The organism is Streptomyces mangrovi, from assembly GCF_900114215.1.
In the GTDB taxonomy this organism is placed as follows: domain Bacteria; phylum Actinomycetota; class Actinomycetes; order Streptomycetales; family Streptomycetaceae; genus Streptomyces; species Streptomyces barkulensis.
In genome coordinates, this window is sequence record NZ_FOSG01000001.1 from 187,860 (window position 1) to 208,782 (window position 20,923).

The 20,923-nt window shown below is 73.3% G+C and carries 22 protein-coding genes and 1 tRNA gene; 10 read left to right on the forward strand and 13 right to left on the reverse strand.

What is annotated here, in order from left to right; genetic code table 11:
* Entirely contained in the window at positions 1-534 is a 534-nt protein-coding gene (locus BM237_RS00805; protein ID WP_093846680.1) for an NUDIX domain-containing protein, read from the forward strand.
* Between the two features lie 171 nt (positions 535-705).
* Here BM237_RS00805 and BM237_RS00810 read toward each other — a convergent pair whose 3' ends face one another.
* From BM237_RS00810 to BM237_RS00820, 3 genes are all read right to left on the reverse strand, one after another.
* The gene (locus BM237_RS00810; RefSeq protein ID WP_093847330.1) at positions 706-1,497 is read right to left on the reverse strand and encodes a class I SAM-dependent methyltransferase; all 792 of its coding nucleotides are present in this window, start codon (positions 1,495-1,497) and stop codon (positions 706-708) included.
* 318 nt (positions 1,498-1,815) lie between these two features.
* Positions 1,816-2,313, reverse strand: coding sequence for a hypothetical protein (locus BM237_RS00815; protein ID WP_093846682.1), 498 nt, complete (start codon positions 2,311-2,313; stop codon positions 1,816-1,818).
* Positions 2,310-2,495, reverse strand: coding sequence for a hypothetical protein (locus tag BM237_RS00820; RefSeq protein WP_107415195.1), 186 nt, complete (start codon positions 2,493-2,495; stop codon positions 2,310-2,312). Before BM237_RS00820 ends, BM237_RS00815 begins: the two co-directional genes overlap by 4 nt.
* 391 nt (positions 2,496-2,886) lie before the next feature.
* Between BM237_RS00820 and BM237_RS00825 the strand changes: the two genes are divergently transcribed.
* Positions 2,887-3,147 (forward strand): GntR family transcriptional regulator, encoded by a 261-nt coding sequence (locus BM237_RS00825; RefSeq protein WP_093846685.1) that lies wholly within the window; start codon positions 2,887-2,889, stop codon positions 3,145-3,147.
* Between the two features lie 123 nt (positions 3,148-3,270).
* On the opposite strand, the gene BM237_RS00830 is transcribed toward BM237_RS00825, so the two are convergent.
* The 8 genes from BM237_RS00830 to galU all read right to left on the reverse strand — a co-directional run bounded on the left by BM237_RS00830 (position 3,271) and on the right by galU (position 9,332).
* Complete coding sequence (locus tag BM237_RS00830; RefSeq protein ID WP_093846687.1) at positions 3,271-3,537, reverse strand: hypothetical protein; 267 nt, start codon at positions 3,535-3,537, stop codon at positions 3,271-3,273.
* Between the two features lie 211 nt (positions 3,538-3,748).
* A tRNA-Ala gene (locus BM237_RS00835) sits at positions 3,749-3,822 on the reverse strand.
* A gap of 103 nt (positions 3,823-3,925) precedes the next feature.
* A complete protein-coding gene (gene sepX, locus BM237_RS00840; protein ID WP_093847332.1) occupies positions 3,926-5,113 on the reverse strand; it encodes a divisome protein SepX/GlpR in 1,188 nt (395 codons plus the stop codon).
* Between the two features lie 172 nt (positions 5,114-5,285).
* Complete coding sequence (locus BM237_RS00845; RefSeq protein ID WP_093846689.1) at positions 5,286-5,912, reverse strand: GNAT family N-acetyltransferase; 627 nt, start codon at positions 5,910-5,912, stop codon at positions 5,286-5,288.
* Positions 5,909-6,439, reverse strand: coding sequence for a MogA/MoaB family molybdenum cofactor biosynthesis protein (locus BM237_RS00850; RefSeq protein ID WP_093846691.1), 531 nt, complete (start codon positions 6,437-6,439; stop codon positions 5,909-5,911). The genes BM237_RS00845 and BM237_RS00850 overlap by 4 nt, the downstream gene beginning before the upstream one ends.
* Positions 6,436-6,945, reverse strand: coding sequence for a cyclic pyranopterin monophosphate synthase MoaC (moaC, locus tag BM237_RS00855; RefSeq protein WP_093846693.1), 510 nt, complete (start codon positions 6,943-6,945; stop codon positions 6,436-6,438). The genes BM237_RS00850 and moaC overlap by 4 nt, the downstream gene beginning before the upstream one ends.
* A 64-nt stretch (positions 6,946-7,009) precedes the next feature.
* Positions 7,010-8,422, reverse strand: a complete 1,413-nt coding sequence (locus BM237_RS00860; RefSeq protein ID WP_093846695.1) for a molybdopterin molybdotransferase MoeA — start codon at positions 8,420-8,422, stop codon at positions 7,010-7,012.
* 4 nt (positions 8,423-8,426) lie between these two features.
* Positions 8,427-9,332 carry a UTP--glucose-1-phosphate uridylyltransferase GalU gene (galU, locus tag BM237_RS00865; RefSeq protein WP_093846697.1) on the reverse strand — a complete coding sequence of 302 codons (906 nt, stop codon included), beginning with the start codon at positions 9,330-9,332 and terminating at the stop codon, positions 8,427-8,429.
* A gap of 251 nt (positions 9,333-9,583) precedes the next feature.
* Here galU and BM237_RS00870 point away from each other — a divergent pair, with 251 nt between their 5' ends.
* Positions 9,584-10,168 carry a 5-formyltetrahydrofolate cyclo-ligase gene (locus tag BM237_RS00870; protein ID WP_093846699.1) on the forward strand — a complete coding sequence of 195 codons (585 nt, stop codon included), beginning with the start codon at positions 9,584-9,586 and terminating at the stop codon, positions 10,166-10,168.
* A 66-nt stretch (positions 10,169-10,234) separates the two neighbouring features.
* Here BM237_RS00870 and BM237_RS00875 read toward each other — a convergent pair whose 3' ends face one another.
* Complete coding sequence (locus BM237_RS00875; protein ID WP_093846701.1) at positions 10,235-13,063, reverse strand: penicillin acylase family protein; 2,829 nt, start codon at positions 13,061-13,063, stop codon at positions 10,235-10,237.
* Between the two features lie 220 nt (positions 13,064-13,283).
* Here BM237_RS00875 and BM237_RS00880 point away from each other — a divergent pair, with 220 nt between their 5' ends.
* From BM237_RS00880 to mscL, 6 genes are all read left to right on the forward strand, one after another.
* A complete protein-coding gene (locus tag BM237_RS00880) occupies positions 13,284-14,765 on the forward strand; it encodes a potassium/proton antiporter (protein ID WP_093846703.1) in 1,482 nt (493 codons plus the stop codon).
* Positions 14,766-15,070: 305 nt separating this feature from the next.
* Positions 15,071-16,390: an MFS transporter gene (locus tag BM237_RS00885; RefSeq protein WP_093846705.1), complete on the forward strand. Its 1,320-nt coding sequence runs from the start codon at positions 15,071-15,073 to the stop codon at positions 16,388-16,390.
* A 145-nt stretch (positions 16,391-16,535) separates the two neighbouring features.
* Positions 16,536-16,886, forward strand: coding sequence for an FmdB family zinc ribbon protein (locus BM237_RS00890; RefSeq protein WP_093846707.1), 351 nt, complete (start codon positions 16,536-16,538; stop codon positions 16,884-16,886).
* Between the two features lie 108 nt (positions 16,887-16,994).
* Positions 16,995-17,825: an S-methyl-5'-thioadenosine phosphorylase gene (locus BM237_RS00895; protein ID WP_093846709.1), complete on the forward strand. Its 831-nt coding sequence runs from the start codon at positions 16,995-16,997 to the stop codon at positions 17,823-17,825.
* 365 nt (positions 17,826-18,190) lie between these two features.
* Positions 18,191-18,667: an RcpC/CpaB family pilus assembly protein gene (locus BM237_RS00900; protein ID WP_342746210.1), complete on the forward strand. Its 477-nt coding sequence runs from the start codon at positions 18,191-18,193 to the stop codon at positions 18,665-18,667.
* A 132-nt stretch (positions 18,668-18,799) separates the two neighbouring features.
* Complete coding sequence (mscL, locus tag BM237_RS00905; RefSeq protein WP_093846711.1) at positions 18,800-19,390, forward strand: large conductance mechanosensitive channel protein MscL; 591 nt, start codon at positions 18,800-18,802, stop codon at positions 19,388-19,390.
* Between the two features lie 46 nt (positions 19,391-19,436).
* Here mscL and BM237_RS00910 read toward each other — a convergent pair whose 3' ends face one another.
* Entirely contained in the window at positions 19,437-19,640 is a 204-nt protein-coding gene (locus tag BM237_RS00910; RefSeq protein WP_093846712.1) for a hypothetical protein, read from the reverse strand.
* Positions 19,641-19,693: 53 nt separating this feature from the next.
* On the opposite strand from BM237_RS00910, the gene BM237_RS00915 reads away from it, so the two are divergent.
* Positions 19,694-20,746, forward strand: a complete 1,053-nt coding sequence (locus BM237_RS00915; RefSeq protein ID WP_093846714.1) for a P1 family peptidase — start codon at positions 19,694-19,696, stop codon at positions 20,744-20,746.
* Positions 20,747-20,923: the final 177 nt, after the last annotated feature.

Below are 20,923 nucleotides of genomic sequence, written 5' to 3' on the forward strand. Positions count from 1 at the left end.
ATGCTCGGGGACCCGACTCCCGAAGGGATCACCGTGGCACAGCCCGAGCACGAGACCCGCACCGCTCTGCCGCCCGCGCTCGAATCGATGACCCTGCTGGTGGCGGCCGTCATCGTCCACGACCGGGCCGCCGACCGCGTCCTCCTCCTCCAGCGCGGCCCGCGGGCCAAGTTCGCGCGGGGGATGTGGGACCTGCCCACCGGCAAGAGCGACCCCGGCGAGCCCGTCACCGGGACCGCCGTACGCGAACTCCGCGAGGAGACCGGCCTGGTGGTGAAGGCCGAGCATCTGAGCCTGGCCCATGTCGTCCACGGGGCCTGGGGTGTCGAGTCCCCGAACGGCTACCTCACCGTCGTCTTCGCCGCCCACGAGTGGTCGGGTGAGCCCGGGAACCTCGAACCGGGCAAGCACTCCCAGGTCCGCTGGGTCCCCACAGACGCCCTCCCGGAGAACTTCGTCCCCTCCACATCCGGCGCCCTCCGCAGCTACCTCACCGGCGGCCCGCAGCTCTCCCTGGTCCGCTGGGACACCTGAGATCTCCTGACACACCGCCGCCGACCTCGCGCCGAGGGGCAGGCCCGCTCCCGCCCCGAGCCGGTGCATGACACCCGCTTCAGGAGTCCGGCGGCGAGACCGGCACCGCGTCCTGCCTTCGCCACCGCACGGGCACGGGCACGGGCACGAGCCGGGGCAGCTGGCGGCTGATCACCTGTTCCGGCCCACGAGCACCGAGACCACGACCTCCTCCGTGAAGTACCGGCCCGGTGGAAGTGACCGGCGGATGCGCTCCGCGAAGGCCGGCCGGGCTTCCGGTCCGGGCAGTTCGTCCGCGGGGATGGCGGAGCAGACCCCGCCGACGAGCTGGTCGAAAGTCAGCTCATCGCTGTACTCGATCAGGATTTCCCGCACATCTTCGAACCCGGCGGCCTCCAGTGCCTGCGCATAGCGAAGCCGATCCGACGCTCCGGTGCCGCAGGAGGCCTCCAGCCTCGTGCCGAAGTAGTCCTCCAGACAGGACCGCAGTGAGCGGGACCAGTCATTGTCCTGTAGCCACAGGGGCGTCCCGTTGGCGATCACCGCGATGCCTCCTCCTGGGCGGATCAGTGGCGACAGCGCGCGGAAGAGTTCTCCGTGTCGCATCCAGTGGAGTGCCTGCCCGATGACCGTCATCGCCAGCGACCGCCGCCCCATCAGCTCACCGAGCGCGGGGACATCGGTGTCGGCACCGAGGACCCAGTTCGCGTTGCGCACGCCATGTCTCGCAGCCGCGTCCCTGGCGAGCCGCAGCATGTCCGGCTCGGGATCCATGCCGATGACCGAGCCGACCCGCGAGGCGAGCGGGACGGCCAGCTGGCCTGTCCCGCACCCGAGATCCAGCACGATGTCGTCCGTGGTCAGCTCGAAGGCTCCCTGCAGCGCGTCGAGAACCTGAGGCGGGTACCCACGGCGGAACTTCGCGTAGTACTCGGCGACATCACCGCTGAATCCCACAGTCATGGCGTCCACCCTGTCCGAAGGTGCCCCCGGGAAACAGGTGCCCGGGGCGCGTATCGCCACCGGCTGAAACCGCGCGGGCCGGTGACTGCGGAAAACGACGGACCGCGGCAGGAAACCGGCCGGTGCCACCGTGGTGTCGGTGGCCTCCCGGAATGCCTGGGAGGCCACCGATCCCATGGCCTGCGGCCGGACCGCCTGCCCTGCCTCAGCCACGGTGGGCGGCCTGGAGGAGCAGGACCATGGCGACGGCCGAGACCGTGACCAGGAGAGTGGTCCACGTACACGACTCCAGACGCCCGCGGCGCCCGCGTTGGGACGTCACCGGCCCGCCCCCTTCCACTCCGCGCCGCCGAACAGCGGCTGCGGGCCTGCCGGTTCGGCGATGCGGTGGGCGTGGACGGTGAGGTTGCCGTCCTCGTACGACCAGCCCTGTCCGGTGTCGGCCCGCTCACGGACGCGGGCGGGGTCATGGAAGACCGACGGGGCCAGGCAGCCGCGCATCCCGCGCAGCATCACCGGCACGTCCCGGCCGATCAGCACCCCATAGGACACGCTCGGGAACAGCCGGTCCAACTCCCTGTCGGGGCGGCCGGCCCAGCACAGCCGGTACCAGCCCTCACCACCGGGCGGCGGCACGGGAGCGGGCGCCGCCCTCTCCTCCCGCCCCGGATGGCAGGGGCAGCCGCACGCCAGGTGGCGCACTCCGGGTACGCCGCTCTCCCCCGGCTCGGCCTCGACGCACTCTCCGTGCGCCCCGATCGCGCAGCGCACGGAGATGTATCCGGCCTCCTCCGCGGCCCTTCCCGCCACGCTCACAGGCCGCCTCCGGTCACGGTCCAGCCGGGTCCCAGGACGGGCCGGGCGCGGACGCCGTGCGCCCGGAGGTGGATGTTCCGCGTGTCGAGGTCCAGCCCCACCGTCGCCATCCACAGCACCCGCCGGCCCCGCCTGCGCACCGACCGCTCGTGCGCCGTCCAGTACGGCCGAACGTGTGCCACGTCCGACGTCTCCCCGCAGGTCTGCGGAGCCTGCCGTGCGGGCTCCGCCTCCACGGCCGGGCAGGCCGCGCTCCCGCCGGTCCGGAGGGCGCGCACCGAGGCCGCCCGGCGCTTTGGCGCCCGCCCCCTCCGGCGCCTCCCGGTGGCCGGAAACAGCAGCGTCAGAGCCCACAGAAGGGCAGGGCTCAGGGCCCAGCCCAGGAAACGCGCGATAGTGTTCCGCACGTCATCAACTCCCTAGAAGTTGGTGGCCATGCCCCGGGACGGCGCCTACCGTCGCCGGGGTTTCTGTTTGCTTATACAACCACTCTAGTCCAGTACATACAACTGCATACAGTTGCACTCACTTCCCCAGAGCGCCCCGCCGCACCCCACTGCGTACCTTCATCGCATGGAGGAAATCGACCCCGGACGTCCGGAATACGTGTATGTACAGGTGGCCAACGCCATCGAGCAGAAGATCAGCAGCGGACAGCTCCGGGCTGGGGCCCGCCTGCCCGGTGAGCTCGATCTGGCTGAGCAGTACGGCGTAGCCGCAGGCACGATTCGACGTGCTCTCGTCGAACTCCGGGAGCGCGGACTCGTGGTGACGCTCCCCGCGAAGGGAACGTACGTGACGCAAAAACCGCCCGCCGACAAGGACGGCGAGTAACGGACCAGGAGCCGTCACCCCCCAGCGGCACCGTCCGCCGAACCCGCCTCACCGGGTCGTTCCGGACCGCTCCGGGAGCACCACGGAGTCGAACACGGGGACGCGCCGTCGCGGCCGTGCGGCTCACACGACTTCGCCCGAGCGTGGCCTCTGCTCGTCATGCCGGCCGTCGATGGCGGCGATGCGGTCCAGCGCCGCCCGCTGCTCGTCGTCCGTCACAGCGCCGTGCTCTTCCTCCAGACGCTCGGCCAACTCGTGGAGCCGCCCCACGGCGTCCCGGTGAGCGGCGGCAGTCTCGACGCAACCGGCCACCCCACGCACCTCGGCGTACCCCTTGCCCTGTTCCAGCGGTTCCTCCGGCACGGTGATGTTGATCCTCCGAGTCGTCATATCCCGAGTACGCCAGGTTCCGCCCGGCCTTCCGGAAACTCCGCAGCCCAGGGGTTTGCGAACACACTCACCTGCACACGCCGGCACCATGTGCGGATACCGAGGACATCAGAGTCGTCATGGTGACTCGAACGCCCGGCCTTATGAGCCGGTGTATGCGGAAAACGAAGAAGCCCCTCCCGGATGCCGGGAGGGGCTTCTTGCCGCTGTGTGGACCTGAGGGGATTTGAACCCCTGACCCCCTCGATGCGAACGAGGTGCGCTACCGGACTGCGCTACAGGCCCTTGCAACGGGTGAAACCCTAGCATCCCCATGCCCGTGCGCGGAAATCCGTTCCCGTGCTGGTCACGGTGGGCGGGACGACGGAGGCGCCCGGGGCGGACGGGGTCACTCGTTGGCCGCGCGGGGGCGGTCCTCGTCCGCGTACTGGTCGAAGAGCGGGGTCCGGTGGCGCGGAGAGGAGGCCGGGACGGAGGGTCGGGCGGACGGGGCGGAGGGCCGGGCGGGCTCGGAGGAGGCCGTGGTGGAGCGGGCGGAACTCCAGGCGTCCGGGGCCTCCAGGTCCACGCCGCGGGCGGTGCGCGGGGCGACGGGGGCGTTGACATAGGTGGGCAGCGGTACGGGGGTGGGCTCCCAGCCGCTCTCCGCCGGGGCGGGGGTGCGCTCGCGACGCTGGGCGTCCACCCACTCGGCGTGGTCGGTCTGCTCCACCAGGGCCCGCCGTTCGTCCGCCTCCGGGTCGGAGGCGGCGGACTCGGGGGCCGGTTCGGGGGTGTGGGCGGAGGCGTTGCGGCTGGTGGCGTTGCGGCCCGTGGCGGTGCGTCCCGTGACGGTACGGCTGCCGGTGGCGCGGTCCGCCCGCTCCATGCGGTCGGCGCGGTCCATGCGGTCGGTGCGGCGCTCGCGCAGGTGGCGGGCGGCGTCCTCGGCGTGGCGCCGGTCCATCACGAACTCGAAGCGGCGCTTCTCCTGGGCGCGCATATGGGCGATGTAGGCGCTCAGCAGCCCGGCCGGGACGGCCGGGGCCCACAGGAACGCGATGCCTCCGACCGCCGCGACGATCGCGCCGAGCGTGAAGGCGAGGAAGAGCACCATCGTGGTGCGCCGGCGGCGGGCGAGGAGCTTGGCCCGGCCCTTCTGCCCCTGACCGGGCCGGCTGGGCTGGTCCGGCCGGCCGGGCCGGGGCTGCCCGCCGCGCCGGTCCTGCTGCTCCTGCTGCTCCCTCTGCTCCCGCTGGGGGCGGCGTACCTCGGTGGGGGCCTCGGCGCGCGCGACCGTCGCGGGACCGGGGACCGTGATGTGCTCGGTCACGGGGTCGGCGAGCGCCCGGACGTCGACGCCCGGGGCACCCTGGTCGTCACCGTCGGCGGGGCCGCCGTCCCCGGACGCCCCCCTGAGGTTCCTGGCGTACCGGCGCTCCATGCCAGCCCGGCCGGACAGCAGCCGGATGGCGGTGCCGAAGCGCTCCGTCGGACGAGCCTCGTTGAGTTCGTCCTGCCGGCGGAGCCACATCGGCACCAGGTAGGCGGCCCAGGCCCCGACGATGACTGCGTAGATGAGGCCGCTGCTGCTCACCCACCACACGGTAGAGGGGTTTCGCGAAGGTGATACGCCAATTGGCGCGGTGTGTCGCACGATCCGGCTGATATCTCAACCGTTTTTTGCGATTAAGGCGGCCTGCCTCCGCGAATGTGTCCGGTCGATGACTGTAAGGTGTCTTACCCTCAGGCAATATCGAACATTTATTTTATTTCTGCGAGGCGCCGGGAAGAGAGCGCCGGTGCCAGCGTTCCAGCAGGCCGTCGGGGACGTCCTCCGTGGTCAGCGCGTAGACCAGATGGTCGCGCCAGGCGCCGTCGATATGCAGATAACGCGGCCGCAGCCCTTCCTCGCGGAATCCGAGTTTCTCCACCACCCGGCGGCTCGGCCCGTTCTCCGGGCGGATGCAGACCTCGATCCGGTGCAGTCCGACGGTGCGGAAGCAGTGGTCCACGGCGAGCGCGACGGCCGTCGGCATCACACCGCGTCCGGCCACCTCCCGGTCGACCCAGTAACCGATGTGGCCCGAGCACATCGAACCCCAGGTGATGCCCGCGACGGTGAGCTGGCCGACCAGCCGTCCCCGGTACTCGATCACGAAGGGCAGCATCCGGCCCGCCTGCGCCTCCGTGCGCAGATGCCGGACCATCTGCCGGTACGTCGGGCGGCGCGGCGGCAGACGGCCGGGCAGGGCGGGCGGGACGGTGGCCTCCCAGGGGCGCAGCCAGTCGCGGTTGCGCTGGTTCACCTCGCGCCAGACGCGGTGGTCGCGCAGCCTTATGGGGCGGAGGGTGATGTCACCGTCCGCCAGCTCGACCGGCCAGGGTGCGTTCAGTGGGGTGCGTCCTTCCTGGGGTGGTCGCCGCCGTGGATCTGGTCCACGGCGTGCGGCAGCAGGGGTTCCAGGACCGCCAGGCCGTCGCGTACGCCTCCGGTGGAACCGGGGAGGTTGACGATCAGGGTGCGGCCGGCGACGCCCGCGACGCCGCGCGAGAGGGCGGCGGTGGGCACCTTGGCCAGGCCGGCGGCGCGGATGGCCTCGGGGATGCCGGGGACCTCGTGGTCGAGTACGGCCCGGGTCATCTCCGGGGTGCGGTCGGTGGGCGAGATGCCGGTGCCGCCGGTGGTGAGCACCACGGCGTAGCCGTCGGCGACGGCCTCGCGCAGCACGTCCTGGACGGGCTCGCCGTCCGGGACGACGCGCGGGCCGTCGGTGGCGAAGCCCAGCGCGCCCAGGGCCTGGGCCAGCAGCGGGCCGGTGGTGTCGGAGTAGACGCCCGCGGCGGCGCGGTTGGAGACGGTGACGGCCAGGGCGCGGCGGGCCATGGGCGCGGGCTCGGACCCGGGCACGGGCTCGGTCATCGGTCGCGGCTCCAGTCCCCGGAGGCTCCCCCGGTCTTCTCCTCCACCCGCACGTCCGTGATGACGGCCCCCTTGTCGACGGCCTTGACCATGTCGACGACCGTCAGCGCCGCGACCGACACGGCCGTCAGCGCCTCCATCTCCACACCCGTGCGGTCGGTGGTGCGCACCGTCGCCGCGATCTCCACCGCGTCGTCGGCGACGGCGAGGTCGACCTTCACCCCGGACAGGGCCAGCGGGTGGCACAGCGGTACGAGGTCGGGGGTGCGCTTGGCTCCCATGATCCCGGCGATACGGGCGACCGAGAGCGCGTCGCCCTTGGGCACGCCCTCGCCGCGCAGCAGCTCCACCACCCGGGGGGAGACGCGTACGCGGCCGGTGGCGCGCGCCGTGCGGGCGGTGACGTCCTTGGCCGAGACGTCGACCATCCGGGCCGCGCCCGCCTCGTCGATGTGGGTGAGGCCGGCGGCCCCGCCTGCTGGACTCCCCTGTCGCGCGCTGCTCATCGCTCTCCCGCGTCGGTCCGCTCCGGACGTCAACGGTACCCGCCGCGGCGCGGGCACCGGCGCGTCAGTCCAGGAGCACGACCTCCAGTTCGTCGCCCCGGGCGACCTCGGTGGTCCGCTCGGGTACGACGACCAGCGCGTCGGCGCGGGCCAGGGAGCCCAGCAGGTGCGATCCGGGGCCGCCCACCGGGCGGACCGTGCCCGACTCCTCCCCGGCGGCCGGGGGCTCGTACCGGCCGCGCAGGAACTGCCGCTTGCCCTCCGGGGAGGCGATCGGCTCCTCGCACTCCAGGCGGGCGGTGACCGTACGCCGGGTGACGGGCTCCAGCCCCATCAGCGCGCGCAGGGCGGGACGGACGAACAGCTCGAAGGAGACGTAGGAGCTGACGGGGTTGCCGGGGAGGGCGAACAGCGGGATCCGGTCGGGGCCGACCAGGCCGAAGCCCTGCGGTTTGCCGGGCTGCATGGCCAGGCGGCGGAACTCCACGCGCGCGGGGGGCCGCGGCGTGTCGCGGGCGCCTTCGGCGCTCCCGGCACCCTCGCCCCCGGCGTCCTCGCCGTCGCCGCCGTCCTCGCCGCCCGGCGGCTCGGCGCCGCCCAGGACGGTGCCCTCCAGGCCGGTGAGCGCCTCCTTGACCACGTCGTACGCGCCGACGCTGACGCCGCCGCTGGTGACGATGGCGTCGGCGCGCACGAGCTGGTCCTCGATGACGGTGCGCAGGGTGGCGGCGTCGTCGGCCACCGCGCCGACGCGGTAGGCGATGGCGCCGGCGTCGCGGGCGGCGGCGGTCAGCGCGAAGCTGTTGGAGTCGTGGATCTGGCCGGGTCCCAACGGCGCGCCGGGGCGGACCAGTTCGCTGCCGGTGGAGAGCACCACCACGCGCGGGCGCGGCCGTACCGTGACGGTGCCGCAGCCGACGGCGGCCAGCAGGCCGATCTGCGCCGGGCCCAGGACGGCGCCGGCCTCCAGGGCGACTGAGCCGGCGCGTACGTCGCTCCCCTTGCTCCGCACGTACTGCCGTGCCGTCACCGGGCGGTGGACGCGGACCTCGCCGGCCGCGCCGGACGGGTCGGCGCTGTGGGCGGCCATGGCGTCGGCCCGGCCGCCGCCGGCGCCGCCGTCGGTCCACTCCACGGGGACGACGGCCTCGGCGCCGGGCGGCAGCGGCGCGCCGGTCATCACACGGGCGGCCCGGCCGGGGCCGACCTCGGGCAGCCGGCCGGCGCCCGCCGCCACGTCGCCGACGACCTCCAGCACCGCCGGGGCGTCCTCGCCCGCCTTCTCCACGTCGGCGACGCGCACCGCGTAGCCGTCCATGGAGCTGTTGTCGAAGGGGGGCAGGGAGACGGGCACCAGGACGTCCTCGGTGAGCACGCAGCCCTGGGCGTCGAGCAGATGCAGCTCGATGGGTTCCAGCGGCCGGACCGACCGCAGGATGTCGGCCAGGTGCTCGTCGACGGACCGGGTACCGCTCAAGTGCCTACAGCTCCTCTTTGACGAAGTCTCGCAGCCAGGCGCGGAAGTCCGGGCCCAGGTCCTCTCGCTCGCTCGCCAGCCTGACGATGGCGCGGAGGTAGTCCCCGCGGTCGCCGGTGTCGTAGCGGCGGCCCTTGAATACCACACCGTGGACCGGGCCGCCGATTCCCGGGTCGGCGGCGAGTGTCTGGAGGGCGTCGGTGAGCTGGATCTCGCCGCCGCGGCCGGGCTCGGTCTTGCGCAGCACCTCGAAGACGGCCGGGTCCAGGACGTAGCGGCCGATGACGGCCAGGTTGCTGGGGGCGTCCTCGCGGGAGGGCTTCTCCACCAGGTCCGACACGCGCACGACGTCGTCGTCGCCGGTGGGCTCGGCGACGGCGCAGCCGTAGAGGTGGATGCTTTCCGGGTCGACCTCCAGCAGCGCCACGACGCTGCCGCCGTAGGTCTCCTGGACCTCGATCATCCTCGACAGCAGGGGGTCGCGCGCGTCGATGAGGTCGTCGCCGAGGAGGACGGCGAAGGGCTGGTCACCGACGTGCGGGGCGGCGCACAGCACCGCGTGGCCCAGGCCCCTGGGGTCGCCCTGGCGCACGTAGTGGATGGTGGCCAGGTCGGTGGACTCCTGGACACGGGTGAGCTTGGTCGCGTCGCCCTTGCTGCGCAGCACCTCCTCCAGTTCGTAGTTGCGGTCGAAGTGGTCCTCCAGCGGGCGCTTGTTGCGGCCGGTGACCATCAGGACGTCGGGGAGGCCGGCGGTGACGGCCTCCTCCACCACGTACTGGATCGCGGGCTTGTCGACGACCGGCAGCATCTCCTTCGGGGTGGCCTTCGTCGCCGGAAGGAAGCGGGTGCCGAGCCCGGCGGCCGGGATGACGGCCTTGGTGATCCGCCGTGTACGCGAGGTAGTCATGTCTGCACCATAGCCGTTGGTTTGTCACGTAACGCGCATGTCTGACTGGTCCGTTGCGGTTTACGGGTAAATGTCCCGGCGCTCGGGGCCGCGCTGGCGCGCCATCAGGATGATAATGCGCCTGCCATGGCGAGGGACTGGCGTAATCGAGCCGGGGAGATGAACACGGCGTGAAGGACGACGGAACCACCGGAGCACACCGGGGTACGCACGCGGCACCGGATACGGCACCGGGGGGAGGGCCGCGGACGGTGGCCGGTGAGAAGCGGGCCCTGCGGCGCTCCCTCCTGGCGTCGCGGGCCCACCTGCCGGAGGACGGTGTCCACCGGCTCGCCGGCGCGCTCGCCCGGCACGCCCTGGAACTGCCCGAGCTGGCCGGGGCGCGCACCGTCGCCGCGTACGTCTCGGTGGGGCGCGAGCCCGACACCCGCGCGCTGGTGGACGAACTGCACTGGCGCGGCGTACGCGTGCTGCTGCCGGTGCTGCTGCCGGACAACGACCTGGACTGGGCCGCGTACGAGGGCGCCGAGTTCCTCTCCCCCGCCCGCCGGGGGCTGCTGGAGCCCACCGGGCGGCGGCTGGGGCCGCAGGCCGTGACCGGGGCGGACGTCGTACTGCTGCCGGGGCTGGCGGTGGACCGGCGCGGGATGCGCCTGGGGCGCGGCGGGGGCAGCTACGACCGGGTGCTGGCCCGGATCGAGGCGTCCGGGGCCGCCCCGGCGCTGGTGGTGCTGCTGCACTCCGGCGAGTATCTGCGCCGGGTACCGGCGGAGCCCCACGACCGTCCGGTGCACGCCGCGGTGACCCCCGAGGGGGTGCACCGCTTCACGGCGTGAGACCGGCGGGCGCGGGGCTCGCGGCGGTGTCCGCGCGGGCGTCCGGCAGACCGGGCGCCCGCGGCGTCAGGACGGGGTGAGGGCCATGGTGTCCTCGGTCGCGTCGTCGACGGCCTTGCGGCTGAACGCCCAGTCCAGCTGCTCGCCATCGGCCCACTTGTCCGTCTGGTCCACGTAGTTGGAGTGGTAGGCGTGGCCGGAGGCGCCGGTGAGGTTGATCCAGCTCGACTCGTCGAGGTCGGCCAGGTTGACCACCATCCGCATCGACGGCACCCAGATCACCTCGTAGCCGCCCGCCGCGTTCCAGCCGGTGGCGTTGACGGCCGCCTCGCCGCCGCCGAGGTCCCAGGGGCCGCGGTTGAGCAGGTGCTGGACGAAGCCGGGGCCGGAGGTGCCCAGGGTCTGGTTCTGGAGCATCAGCCGGTGCAGACGGCCCCAGCTCCAGGTCTCGATGTCCTTGCCGAGCTTGGTGGTCAGCTCCCAGCGGGCGTCCTTCATGGCGCGGGCCAGCAGCGCGTCGCGGTCGCCCTCGCCCTCCTCGAAGCGGCTGCCGGGGGTCCACCAGCCGCTGTCGGGCTCGTCCAGCAGCGTGCGCACGACCTCGTACCAGCGGTCGCCGCCGTCGGGCTGCGCGGAGGACGGGGCGCGCGTGCCGCACTCGCGGACGGTGCGCGGGTTGCCGCTCAGGTCCTCGATCGGGCCGGACTCGTCGGCCGGGCGGACCCGCAGGCACTCGCCCTCGACGCGGACCTCCTTGGGGAGCTTGTTGCCGAAGCCGAGCTTGAGGAGGTTGCGCCACACGCCGTTGAAGTAGGCGGCGGGAGCGGAGTCGGCGTCCTGGGTGTAGTCCCAGCCCTCCAGCAGTTCCTGCGCCTGGCGGACGTAGGGGTCCTCGATGTCGATCTTCAGCAGGTAGGGCACCAGGATCTTGGCTATCTCGCTGCTGTTGTCCAGCTGCATGGTCCGCATGTCGTCCGTGGAGACCTTGCCGCCGTCCTTGATCTTGGACTGGATGAGGTCGTCGATCCGCTGGCTGCGCGCGCCGTAGCCCCAGTCCTCGGTGAGCGGGTAGGGGTACTTCTCCGCGTCGATCACGGCCTGGTTGGCGGTGACGATGTAGCCGCGCTCCGGGTTGTACTCCCAGGGCAGGGCCTCCTGCGGTATGTGGCTCTCCCACTCGTAGTCCGGGTTCCAGCCGGGTGCCGGGTAGCGGCCGTCGTGGCCCTCGGCGCGGACCGGGATGCGGCCGGGCGCCTGGTAGCCGATGTTGCCCTCGGTGTCGGCGTAGACCAGGTTCTGGGAGGGGACGGCGAACTTCCGGGCGGCCTCGCGGAACCCGTTGAAGTCGGTGGCGGTGTTCAGTTCGAAGACCGCGTCCATGGTCCTGGAGGGCTCCAGCGCCGTCCAGCGCAGCGCGACGGCGTAGCCCTTGCCGCGGTCGGGGGCGACGTCGCCGACCGGGGCGTGGTCGCCGACGCCGGCCAGCTCGTTGCTGCGGTCGGAGACGAGGGGGCCGTGGCGGGTGGAGCGGACGGTGATCTTCCGGTCCTCGCCGCCGGCGACCTTGATGACCTCCTCGCGGGTGTCGTACGGGACCTTCTCCCCGTCGTAGAGGTACGTCCCGTTCTCGATCTTCTCCAGGTACAGGTCGGTGACGTCGGCGCCGAGGTTGGTGAAGCCCCAGGAGATGTCCTGGTTGTGGCCGATTATCACGCCCGGCATGCCGGAGAAGGTGAAGCCGGCGACGTCGAAGGGGCATTCCTCGCCGACCGAATTGCAGTGCAGGCCCATCTGGTACCAGAGGGAGGGGAGCTGCGGTGCCAGGTGCGGGTCGTTGGCGAGCAGCGGCTTGCCGGTGGTCGTGTACTCGCCGGAGACGACCCAGGAGTTGGAGCCGATGCCGTCGCCGTTGGGGCCCAGGAGGGCGGGGACGGCGTCGAGGGAGGCGGCCAGGGCGGCGAGCTGGGTCCGCACGCCCTGACCGGCCTGGTCCGCCTGGTCCCCCTGGCCCGCCTGACCTGCCGGGGCGCCCTGACCGGTCTCGGTGCCCTGGCCGGCGCCGCCGGGGGAGACCGTCCCGCCGGGGGCCGTGGTGCCGGGGGCCGTGGTGCCGTTCCGCGCGGCGTTCCCGCCCTCCGCCGCGGTGCCCTTCGGGTCGTAGGCGCCGTCGAGGGCGCTGACGGCGCCGTCCTGGACGATCGGCTTGTTCCGGTCGAAGGGGTAGTCCGGGTAGAGCGCCTCGATCTGCTTGTTCGTCAGGCGGCTGGAGAGCAGGGCCCGGTCTATCTCGTCCTGCATGTTGCCGCGCAGGTCCCAGGCCATGGCCTTGAGCCAGGCCACGGAGTCCACCGGCGACCACTTGTGCGGCCTGTAGTCGCTGACGAGGCCGAGGGCCGCGTACTCCAGGGAGAGTTCCGCGCCGCTGCGGCCGCCCAGGTAGGCGTTGACGCCCTCGGCGTAGGCCAGCAGGTACTTCTTGGTCGTCCCCGAGAGCTTGGTGTCGTACTCCTCCTGCGCCACCTTCCGCCAGCCCAGGGTGCGCAGGAAGGCGTCGGTCTCGACCTGGCTCTCGCCGAACATCTCCGACAGCCGGCCGGCCGTCATGTGCCGCCGTACGTCCATCTCCCAGAAGCGGTCCTGGGCGTGGACGTAGCCCTGGGCCCGGAAGAGGTCCTCGGCGCTGTCGGCGTAGAGCTGGGGTATGCCGTGCTCGTCGCGTTTGACGGTGACCGGGGCGGAGAGGCCGTCGAGTTCCATCGAGCCGGTGGTCTGCGGGAAGGACGCGCGGACGGTGCCGACGCTCCAGTAGGCGCCGTAGCCGACGCCCGCCACGAGCAGCAGCACGACTGCGATCACGAGGAGGCGGGCGCGTCGCGGGGTCTTCTTGGCGGGCATCGCTGTCCTTCGAGGGCAGGGTGGGACCAGAGGTGCTGGAGCAACCATAGGACGAGCCGGGTCGCCGGTCGGCAGGGAGTCCGCGCATCAGGAGCCGGAGATTCAAGCAATGGTAAATTGTTAGGCAAAGAAATAACTTCCCGGCGGTCGGGTCCCGGCCGTTGCCTCCGCACGCCCACGGAAGGATCCGCTTCTGACTGTCGACCGCCTCAACGAACTCATGCTGGTCTCCGCGCTCGTCCTGCTCGTCGCCGTCGCGGCCGTCCGGCTCTCCTCCCGCACGGGGCTCCCCAGCCTCCTGATCTACCTCGGCATCGGGCTCGTCATCGGACAGGACGGCCTCGGGGTCGAGTTCGACAACGCCGAACTGACGCAGGTGCTGGGCTACGCGGCGCTCGTGGTGATCCTCGCCGAGGGCGGTCTGGGCACCAAGTGGCGTCAGATCCGCCCGGCGGTGCCCGCCGCGGCCGTGCTGGCGACGGCGGGCGTCGCGATCAGCGTGGGCGTCACCGCCGCGGGGGCCCACTATCTGGTGGGACTGGACTGGCGCCCGGCGCTGATCATGGGGGCGGTCGTCTCCTCGACGGATGCCGCGGCCGTCTTCTCCGTGCTGCGCAAGGTGCCGCTGCCGCCCCGCCTGACGGGGATGCTGGAGGCGGAGTCCGGGTTCAACGACGCCCCGGTGGTGATCCTGGTCGTCGCCTTCGCCTCGGCCGGCCCGATGGAGTCGTGGTACGTCCTGCTCGGGCAGATCGCGCTGCAGCTGGCCATCGGGCTCGCGGTGGGCCTGGCCGTCGGCAAGCTGGGCGAGTACGCGCTGCGGCAGGTCGCGCTGCCCGCCTCCGGCCTGTATCCGATCGCGGTGATGGCGCTGTGCGTCCTGGCGTACGCCGGGGGCGCGCTGGCGCAGGGCAGCGGATTCCTGGCGGTCTACGTCAGCGCGGTCGTCCTGGGCAACTCCAGGCTGCCGCACCGCCCGGCCACCCGGGGGTTCGCCGACGGCATGGCGTGGATCGCGCAGATCGGCCTGTTCGTGCTGCTCGGCCTGCTGGCGGCCCCCTCGGAGCTGCTGCGCGACTTCTGGGCGGCGCTGGCGGTCGGGCTGGTGCTGACGCTGGTGGCACGGCCGGTGTCCGTGGTGCTGTGCTCCCTGCCCTTCCGGCTCCCCTGGCGGGAGCAGACGCTGATGTCGTGGGCGGGGCTGCGCGGCGCGGTGCCGATCATCCTGGCGACGATCCCCATGGTCGACCAGGTGCAGGGCAGCCGGCGGATCTTCAACATCGTCTTCGTGCTGGTCGCGGTCTTCACCCTGCTCCAGGGGCCGACCCTGCCGTGGGTCGCCCGCAGGCTCGGGCTGGACAAGGCCGGCGACACACAGGATCTGGAGATCGAGTCGGCTCCCCTGGAGCGGCTGCGCGGGCATCTGATCGCGGTCTCCATCCCCGGCGGCTCGCGCATGCAGGGCGTGGAGGTGGCCGAGCTGCGGCTGCCGAAAGGCGCGGCGGTCACCCTGGTGGTACGGGAGGGCAGCAGTTTCGTGCCCTCGCCCTCGACCGTCCTGCGGCACGGCGACGAGCTGCTGGTGATCGCCACCGACGCGGTGCGCGACGCCACCGAGCGGCGGCTGATGGCCGTGGGCCGGGGCGGCAAGCTGGCGGGCTGGCTGGGGACGGCGGGCAGCTCGGCGCTGCGGAGGGGCTGAGGGAGACAGGACGAGGGCGGATCTGCGGGACGGGGCAGGTACGGGACGGGGCAGGTACGGGACGGGGCAGGTACGGGACGGGGGCGGACCCGCGGGGTGATCGGCTACCCTGAGGCCGTACGTTTGTCCGACTTTCGGAGCTACCGGAGTTTCGACCCCGCCTGATGCAGGGCCGGCACGGCCGCCCGGCCGACCACACGCCGCGGTCCGTGCGAGAGGACGGCCTTCGGCGTGCCCCCGCCGTACCGCGCCGCCGTGCGCCGTACGGCCGGCGGCGCGCTACCAGGCGGCAGAAAGGTACGGCCGTGGCCACCACGGTCACTCCCGTCACGAACCGGAAGCCCGGCTACCGGGACCTGCTGCGCACTCCCGGTGCGTGGACGTTCCTGCTGCCCGGCTTCCTGGCCCGCCAGCCCTTCGCGATGCTGACGCTCGGCATCGTGCTGCTGGTCGAGGACACCACCGGATCGTTCGGCACGGCGGGCACCGTCTCGGCCGTGACCGGCGTGTCGATGGCCCTGTTCGCACCCCGCAGCGGCCGGCTCGCCGACCGCTTCGGCCAGCGCGCGGTCCTGGTGCCCGGGGTGCTGCTGCACGCCGCCGCCGTGGGCGTGCTGGCTGCCCTGGCGCTGTCCCGGGCGCCGCTGTGGGCACTGCTGCTGGCGGCCGTGCCGGCCGGCGCCTCGGTGCCACAGGTCGGCCCGATGGTGCGGGCCCGCTGGGCTCATCTGCTCAGGGGCGGGCCGGACTCGCCGGGCGGCTCGGGTCCGCCGGGCGGCACGGGCAGGCCGGACGGCGCCCGGCTGCTGTCGACGGCGGCGGCGTTCGAGTCCGTCACCGACGAGCTCACCTTCGTCATCGGCCCGGTCCTGGCCACCGCCCTGTGCACCGGGGTGCACCCGGCCGCCGGGCTGGCCGCCGAGGCGGCCCTGACCGTCGTCGGCGGGCTGGTCTTCGCGGCCCAGCGCCGTACCGCGCCCCCCGCCCACCGCCGCGCTCGGGGAGCGGACGGCGCGCCGCACGCCTCGGCCCTGTCGGTGCCGGGCGTGCGGGTGCTGATCGTCGCCTTCCTCGGGATCGGCTCGGTCTTCGGCGGGATGCAGGTGTCGCTGGCCGCCTTCACCGACTCCATCGGGCAGCCGGGCCTCAACGGCGTGCTGTACGGGATCTTCGCCGCGGGCAACATGCTCGCCGGTCTCGTCTTCGGCGCCCTGACCTGGCGATCGGCCCCGCAGCGGCGGCTGCTGGCGGCGTACGCGCTGCTGACGCTGACCACCGCGCCGCTGTGGGCGGTGGACGCGGTCCCGCTGCTGGCCGTCCTCGGACTGCTGGCGGGCATGGGCATCGCGCCGAGCCTGATCACCGGCTTCACCCTGGTGGAGCGGCTGGTTCCGGCGGGGGTGCGCACCGAGGCGTTCACCTGGATGGCCGGCGCGGTGGCGCTGGGCCAGGCCGGCGCCGCGTCGGCCGCCGGGCAGTTGACGGACGGCTTCGGGGCGAGCGCCGGGTTCACGGTGCCGCTGGCCGCCACGGCTCTGGCGCTGGTCACGGTGGCGGCGCTGCGCGGATGGCTGAGGCCGGACGACGGGCGGACGGGCGACGGGGAGGGACCGCGAACCGGGTGACGGAGGGCTCCGGACGGAGGACGGGAGGGGCACGCAGGGGCGTGGCGAGAGTCACCGTCCGCCGCTCCCGGTGGACTAAGCCGCCGGAATACTGCACCATGGTGCGTCGTTAGCACTCCACAAGGAAGAGTGCCAGGAGGAGCAAGTGCCGACCTATCAGTACCAGTGCACCGAGTGCGGCGAGGGCCTGGAAGCGGTTCAGAAGTTCACCGACGACGCGCTCACCGAATGCCCGAGCTGCAAGGGCCGCCTGAAGAAGGTGTTCTCCGCGGTCGGCATCGTCTTCAAGGGCTCCGGCTTCTACCGGAACGACAGCCGCGGCTCCTCGTCCGGCAGCACGTCGTCGTCCTCTTCGCCGTCGTCGTCCTCGTCTTCTTCGTCGGCGGCGTCTTCGTCGTCGGCGTCGTCGGCGGCGGCGTCGTCGTCCTCTTCCTCCGAGAAGAGCTCGGGCTCGTCCGGCGACTCGTCGTCCAAGGCCGGCTCCTCGGCGGCCTGACCCCACCGCCTGCCGCCCTCCGGCCCGGAGCCGGAACCGGCCTGTCCCGCCCCCGCAGCGGTGCGCACCGGGGCGGGGTCGCCGCATGGGGGGCTAGTGTGTTCGGCCATGAGCGCACAGGCGGAGACAGGTGTCATCGGCGGGTCCGGTTTCTACTCGTTCCTGGACGACGTGATAGAGGTCGCGGTGGACACGCCGTACGGCGAGCCCAGCGACTCCCTCTTCATCGGCGAGATCGCCGGACGCCGGGTGGCCTTCCTGCCCCGGCACGGCCGCAAACACCATCTGCCCCCGCACCGGATCAACTACCGGGCCAACCTGTGGGCCCTGCGCTCGGTCGGTGTGCGGCGGGTGCTGGGGCCGTGCGCGGTGGGCGGTCTGCGGCCCGAGTACGGCCCCGGCACGCTGGTGGTGCCCGACCAGCTCGTGGACCGCACCAAGTCGCGCGTCCAGACCTTCTACGACGGCGAGGCGCTGCCCGACGGCTCGGTGCCGAACGTGCTGCACCTGTCCTTCGCCGACCCCTACTGCGAGACGGGCCGGGCGGCGGCCGTCGCGGCGGCGCGCGGGCGCGGCTGGGAGCCGGTGGACGGCGGCACCATGGTCGTGATCGAGGGACCGCGCTTCTCCACCCGCGCGGAATCGCGCTGGCACGCGGCGCAGGGCTGGGCGGTGGTCGGGATGACCGGACACCCGGAGGCGATCCTCGCCCGCGAACTGGGCCTGTGCTACTCCTCGATGGCGCTGGTCACCGACCTGGACGCCGGTGCGGAGACGGGTGAGGGCGTCTCGCACGAGGAGGTGCTCCAGGTCTTCGCGCAGAACGTCGGACGGCTGCGCGAGGTGCTCTTCGACACGGTGGCCGGGCTGCCCGCGGAGCGGGACTGCGCCTGCGCGACGGCGCTGGACGGGATGGACCCGGGGATCGAGCTTCCCTGAGGGCCAGGGGCCGTCGGCCGGGACGGCGGGAGCGGCGTGGCAGGTGGCGGGGGCGGCTCATGCGGCTCACGTCCCTCGTGCGAGTGAGCGGGTTGTCCACAACCTGTGAGTAGCCCACAGGGCCCGGCGGACTGCCGCGGAACCGGACATCGTTGGGGTGTTTCCACCACAAGGCGGTGACCGTGATGTCCTCTTCCTTCCACTCCACTCCTCCCTCGTCCTCGCCCCCGTCCCCCTCCACACCCCACTCCCTGCCTCCTCCTTCAAGCCCTCCGGCCGCCGGCCCGGTGCCGGAGTTCGAACCGGTGCGCGCGGGGCGGGGCCCGCTCGGCCCTCTCCGGGCGGCGGGCCGGTGGTTCCGGGCGGTGGCTCTGCTGCTGGCCCTCGCCTCCGCGGGGGCCGTCCTCTGGGGGAACCCCGGGGACGGAGACAGGGACGGGGAGCGTGCGCTCCCGGCGGCCCGGCCCGCGACCGGAGAAGCGCCGGGAGCCCCGCCCCCGCCCGCTTCTCCCGACGAGGAGGAGGGCGGCACGACGGTGGACGCCCCGGTGCGGATCCCGGACGCGGAGGCGGTGCGGCTGCTGCGTCCCGGGGACAGGGTGGACGTACTGGCCACACCCGCCGACGCCCCGGCAGGCGGTCCCGCCGACGGCCCGGCGGACAGCGCACGGACCATCGCCCGGAACGTGCGGGTGGCGGCCGTACCCGATGCGGCCTCCGGGCCGGAGGCCGGCCCCGGCGGCCGGGAGGGGGCGCTGGTGGTGCTCTCGGTGCCCCGGCCGACGGCCGCCCGGCTCGCCGGCGCGGCGGCGCACTCCGTTCTGGCGGTGACGCTGTGCTGACCGCCGGCCGCCAGGGCCCGGACCGTGGCCCGGACTGCGACCCGGGCTGGACAGTGCGCGCGGTGTTCGTGCAGCGTGTGCTGCGTTCACCCGGCGGAGGCCGGAGCGCGTGTGCGGAGGAGAGGCAGTCCCTTGAGCGAGAAGCAGGGCGTCCTGGCCGGGTTCAGGTCATTCCTGATGCGGGGCAACGTGGTCGATCTGGCCGTTGCCGTCGTCATCGGGGCGGCCTTCACCAAGATCGTGAACTCGGTGGTGGAGGGCGTCATCAACCCGGTGGTGGGCTCCATCGGGCCCAAGGACCTCGACCGCTACCAGTCCTGTCTCCAGGGCCCGTGCGAGTTCGACGAGGCGACCGGCGCGGCCCTCAGCGGCATCGCCATCAAGTGGGGCTCGGTGCTGAGCGCCGCGCTGACCTTCCTGATCACCGCCGCGGTCGTCTACTTCCTGATGATCGTGCCGATGAACAGGTTCAAGAAGCGGCTGGACGCCCTGAGCGCCAAGGAGGCCGCGGAAGCGGCCGCGACTCCGGTCCAGAAGACCGAGGTGGAGCTGCTCACCGAGATCCGCGACGCGCTGCTGGCCCAGCGCGACGGCAACGGCACCACGGACGCCGCCGCCCTGCTGGCGGCGCAGCGCAACGCCTCCGGGGGCAGTGCCGGGCCGGGCTCCGAGGGGCCGTCCGGTGCGTCCGGCACATCTGGGGGTATCTCGAAGAAGCCCTGACGCGAGCGTCCCCCGCAGTGCCCCGCGGAAGGTCCCGCCGGTGGCCTCAGAGGTGGTGCGGGGGCTTCTCGTCCAGGAAGCGGGCCAGATCGCCCGCACCGCCGTCGCCGCCCGCCTCCGGGCGCTCTCCCCAGCCGCGGTCGGTGTCGTCGGCCGAGGGCCGGCTCAGCGGATCGGAGAAGTCCAGCGCGGAGGCCGGGTCGCGGGGCGCGGAGCCATGGCCGGAACCGGGAGTGGCGGGGGTGCTCATCCCTCCAGAGTACGGCGGCCCCGGTCCGCTCCGGGGAGGAGGATCATGGCCTTATGAGCGCCTCGAGGGTCAACGACGCACTGACGGATGTCCAGGGCCTGCGGGTCGGCCACGCCCAGCGGATCGGCGACGGCTGGCTGACGGGCACGACCGTGGTCCTCGCCCCGGAGGGCGGGGCGACCGCCGCCGTGGACGTGCGGGGCGGCGGGCCCGGCACCCGGGAGACCGACGCCCTGGACCCGCGCAATCTGGTGGAGCGCATCGACGCCGTGGTCCTGACCGGGGGCAGCGCCTTCGGACTGGACGCCGCCTGCGGGGTGACCGCCTGGCTGGAGGAGCGGGGCAGGGGCTTCCCCGTCGGCCCGGAGCCGGATCAGGTGGTGCCCGTGGTCCCGGCCGCCTGCCTCTTCGACCTGGGCCGCGGCGGCTCCTGGCGGGCCCGCCCCGACGCCGCGCTCGGCCGGGAGGCGGCCGAGGCGGCCGCCCGTACGAGCGTCGGCGAGCCGGTCCCCCAGGGCAGTGTCGGAGCCGGCGCGGGGGCCGTTGCGGGCGGTCTCAAGGGCGGGGTGGGCACCGCGAGCACGGTTCTGCCCTCGGGCACCACGGTGGGTGCGCTGGCCGTGGTCAACGCGGTGGGCTCGACCCTGGACCCGGCCACGGGCGTGCTCTACGGCGAGCTGTACGGCGGGCGTCCGGCCTTCCCCTCGGAGGCCGAGCACGCCGAGGCGCTGCGGTCCCTGGCCGCCGCCCAGCAGGAGTCGGAACGCCGTTCGGCCGCCTCGGTGCGCCCGCCGCTCAACACCACGCTGGCCGTGGTGGCCACCGACGCCGAGCTCACTCCCGCCCAGGCGCAGAAGCTGGCGGGCACCTCCCACGACGGGCTGGCCCGCGCGGTCCGCCCGGTGCATCTGCTCACCGACGGGGACACCGTCTTCGCCCTGTCCACCGGTGCGCGCCGCCCGGAGGCGGAGGAGATCAACGACGTGCTGGCGGCCGGCGCCGACACCCTGACGCGTGCGGTGGTCAAAGCGGTACGGGCCGCGGAGGGCGTGGACGGCCCGGGCGGGGTGTTCCCGGCGTACCACGACCTCTACGGCCGCCCCTGAGCCGCTATGGCCCCGGCTCCCGGCCCCGGCTCCCGGTCGCGAACCCGACATCCTGCTCCGATCTCCGGCACCGCCTCGCCGCCCGCCGCCCCGCACGCCCGGAACACCGGGCGTCACGGGCTCCGGACACAGCGGGACCCCGGCGCTGGGGGGGGGAGTGCGCCGGGGTCCCTGTCC

What these genes read in the sequence shown, in the direction of transcription:
- BM237_RS00875 (WP_093846701.1), bottom strand. Translation starts at nt 13,063, where the DNA reads ATGCCCGCCAAGAAGACCCCGCGACGCGCCCGCCTCCTCGTGATCGCA.
- BM237_RS00850 (WP_093846691.1), bottom strand. Translation starts at nt 6,439, where the DNA reads ATGACCGAGCCCGTGCCCGGGTCCGAGCCCGCGCCCATGGCCCGCCGC.
- moaC (WP_093846693.1), bottom strand. Translation starts at nt 6,945, where the DNA reads ATGAGCAGCGCGCGACAGGGGAGTCCAGCAGGCGGGGCCGCCGGCCTC.
- BM237_RS00910 (WP_093846712.1), bottom strand. Translation starts at nt 19,640, where the DNA reads ATGAGCACCCCCGCCACTCCCGGTTCCGGCCATGGCTCCGCGCCCCGC.
- BM237_RS00895 (WP_093846709.1), top strand. Translation starts at nt 16,995, where the DNA reads ATGAGCGCACAGGCGGAGACAGGTGTCATCGGCGGGTCCGGTTTCTAC.
- BM237_RS00825 (WP_093846685.1), top strand. Translation starts at nt 2,887, where the DNA reads ATGGAGGAAATCGACCCCGGACGTCCGGAATACGTGTATGTACAGGTG.
- BM237_RS00805 (WP_093846680.1), top strand. Translation starts at nt 1, where the DNA reads ATGCTCGGGGACCCGACTCCCGAAGGGATCACCGTGGCACAGCCCGAG.
- BM237_RS00915 (WP_093846714.1), top strand. Translation starts at nt 19,694, where the DNA reads ATGAGCGCCTCGAGGGTCAACGACGCACTGACGGATGTCCAGGGCCTG.
- galU (WP_093846697.1), bottom strand. Translation starts at nt 9,332, where the DNA reads ATGACTACCTCGCGTACACGGCGGATCACCAAGGCCGTCATCCCGGCC.
- BM237_RS00810 (WP_093847330.1), bottom strand. Translation starts at nt 1,497, where the DNA reads ATGACTGTGGGATTCAGCGGTGATGTCGCCGAGTACTACGCGAAGTTC.
- BM237_RS00830 (WP_093846687.1), bottom strand. Translation starts at nt 3,537, where the DNA reads ATGACGACTCGGAGGATCAACATCACCGTGCCGGAGGAACCGCTGGAA.
- BM237_RS00880 (WP_093846703.1), top strand. Translation starts at nt 13,284, where the DNA reads ATGCTGGTCTCCGCGCTCGTCCTGCTCGTCGCCGTCGCGGCCGTCCGG.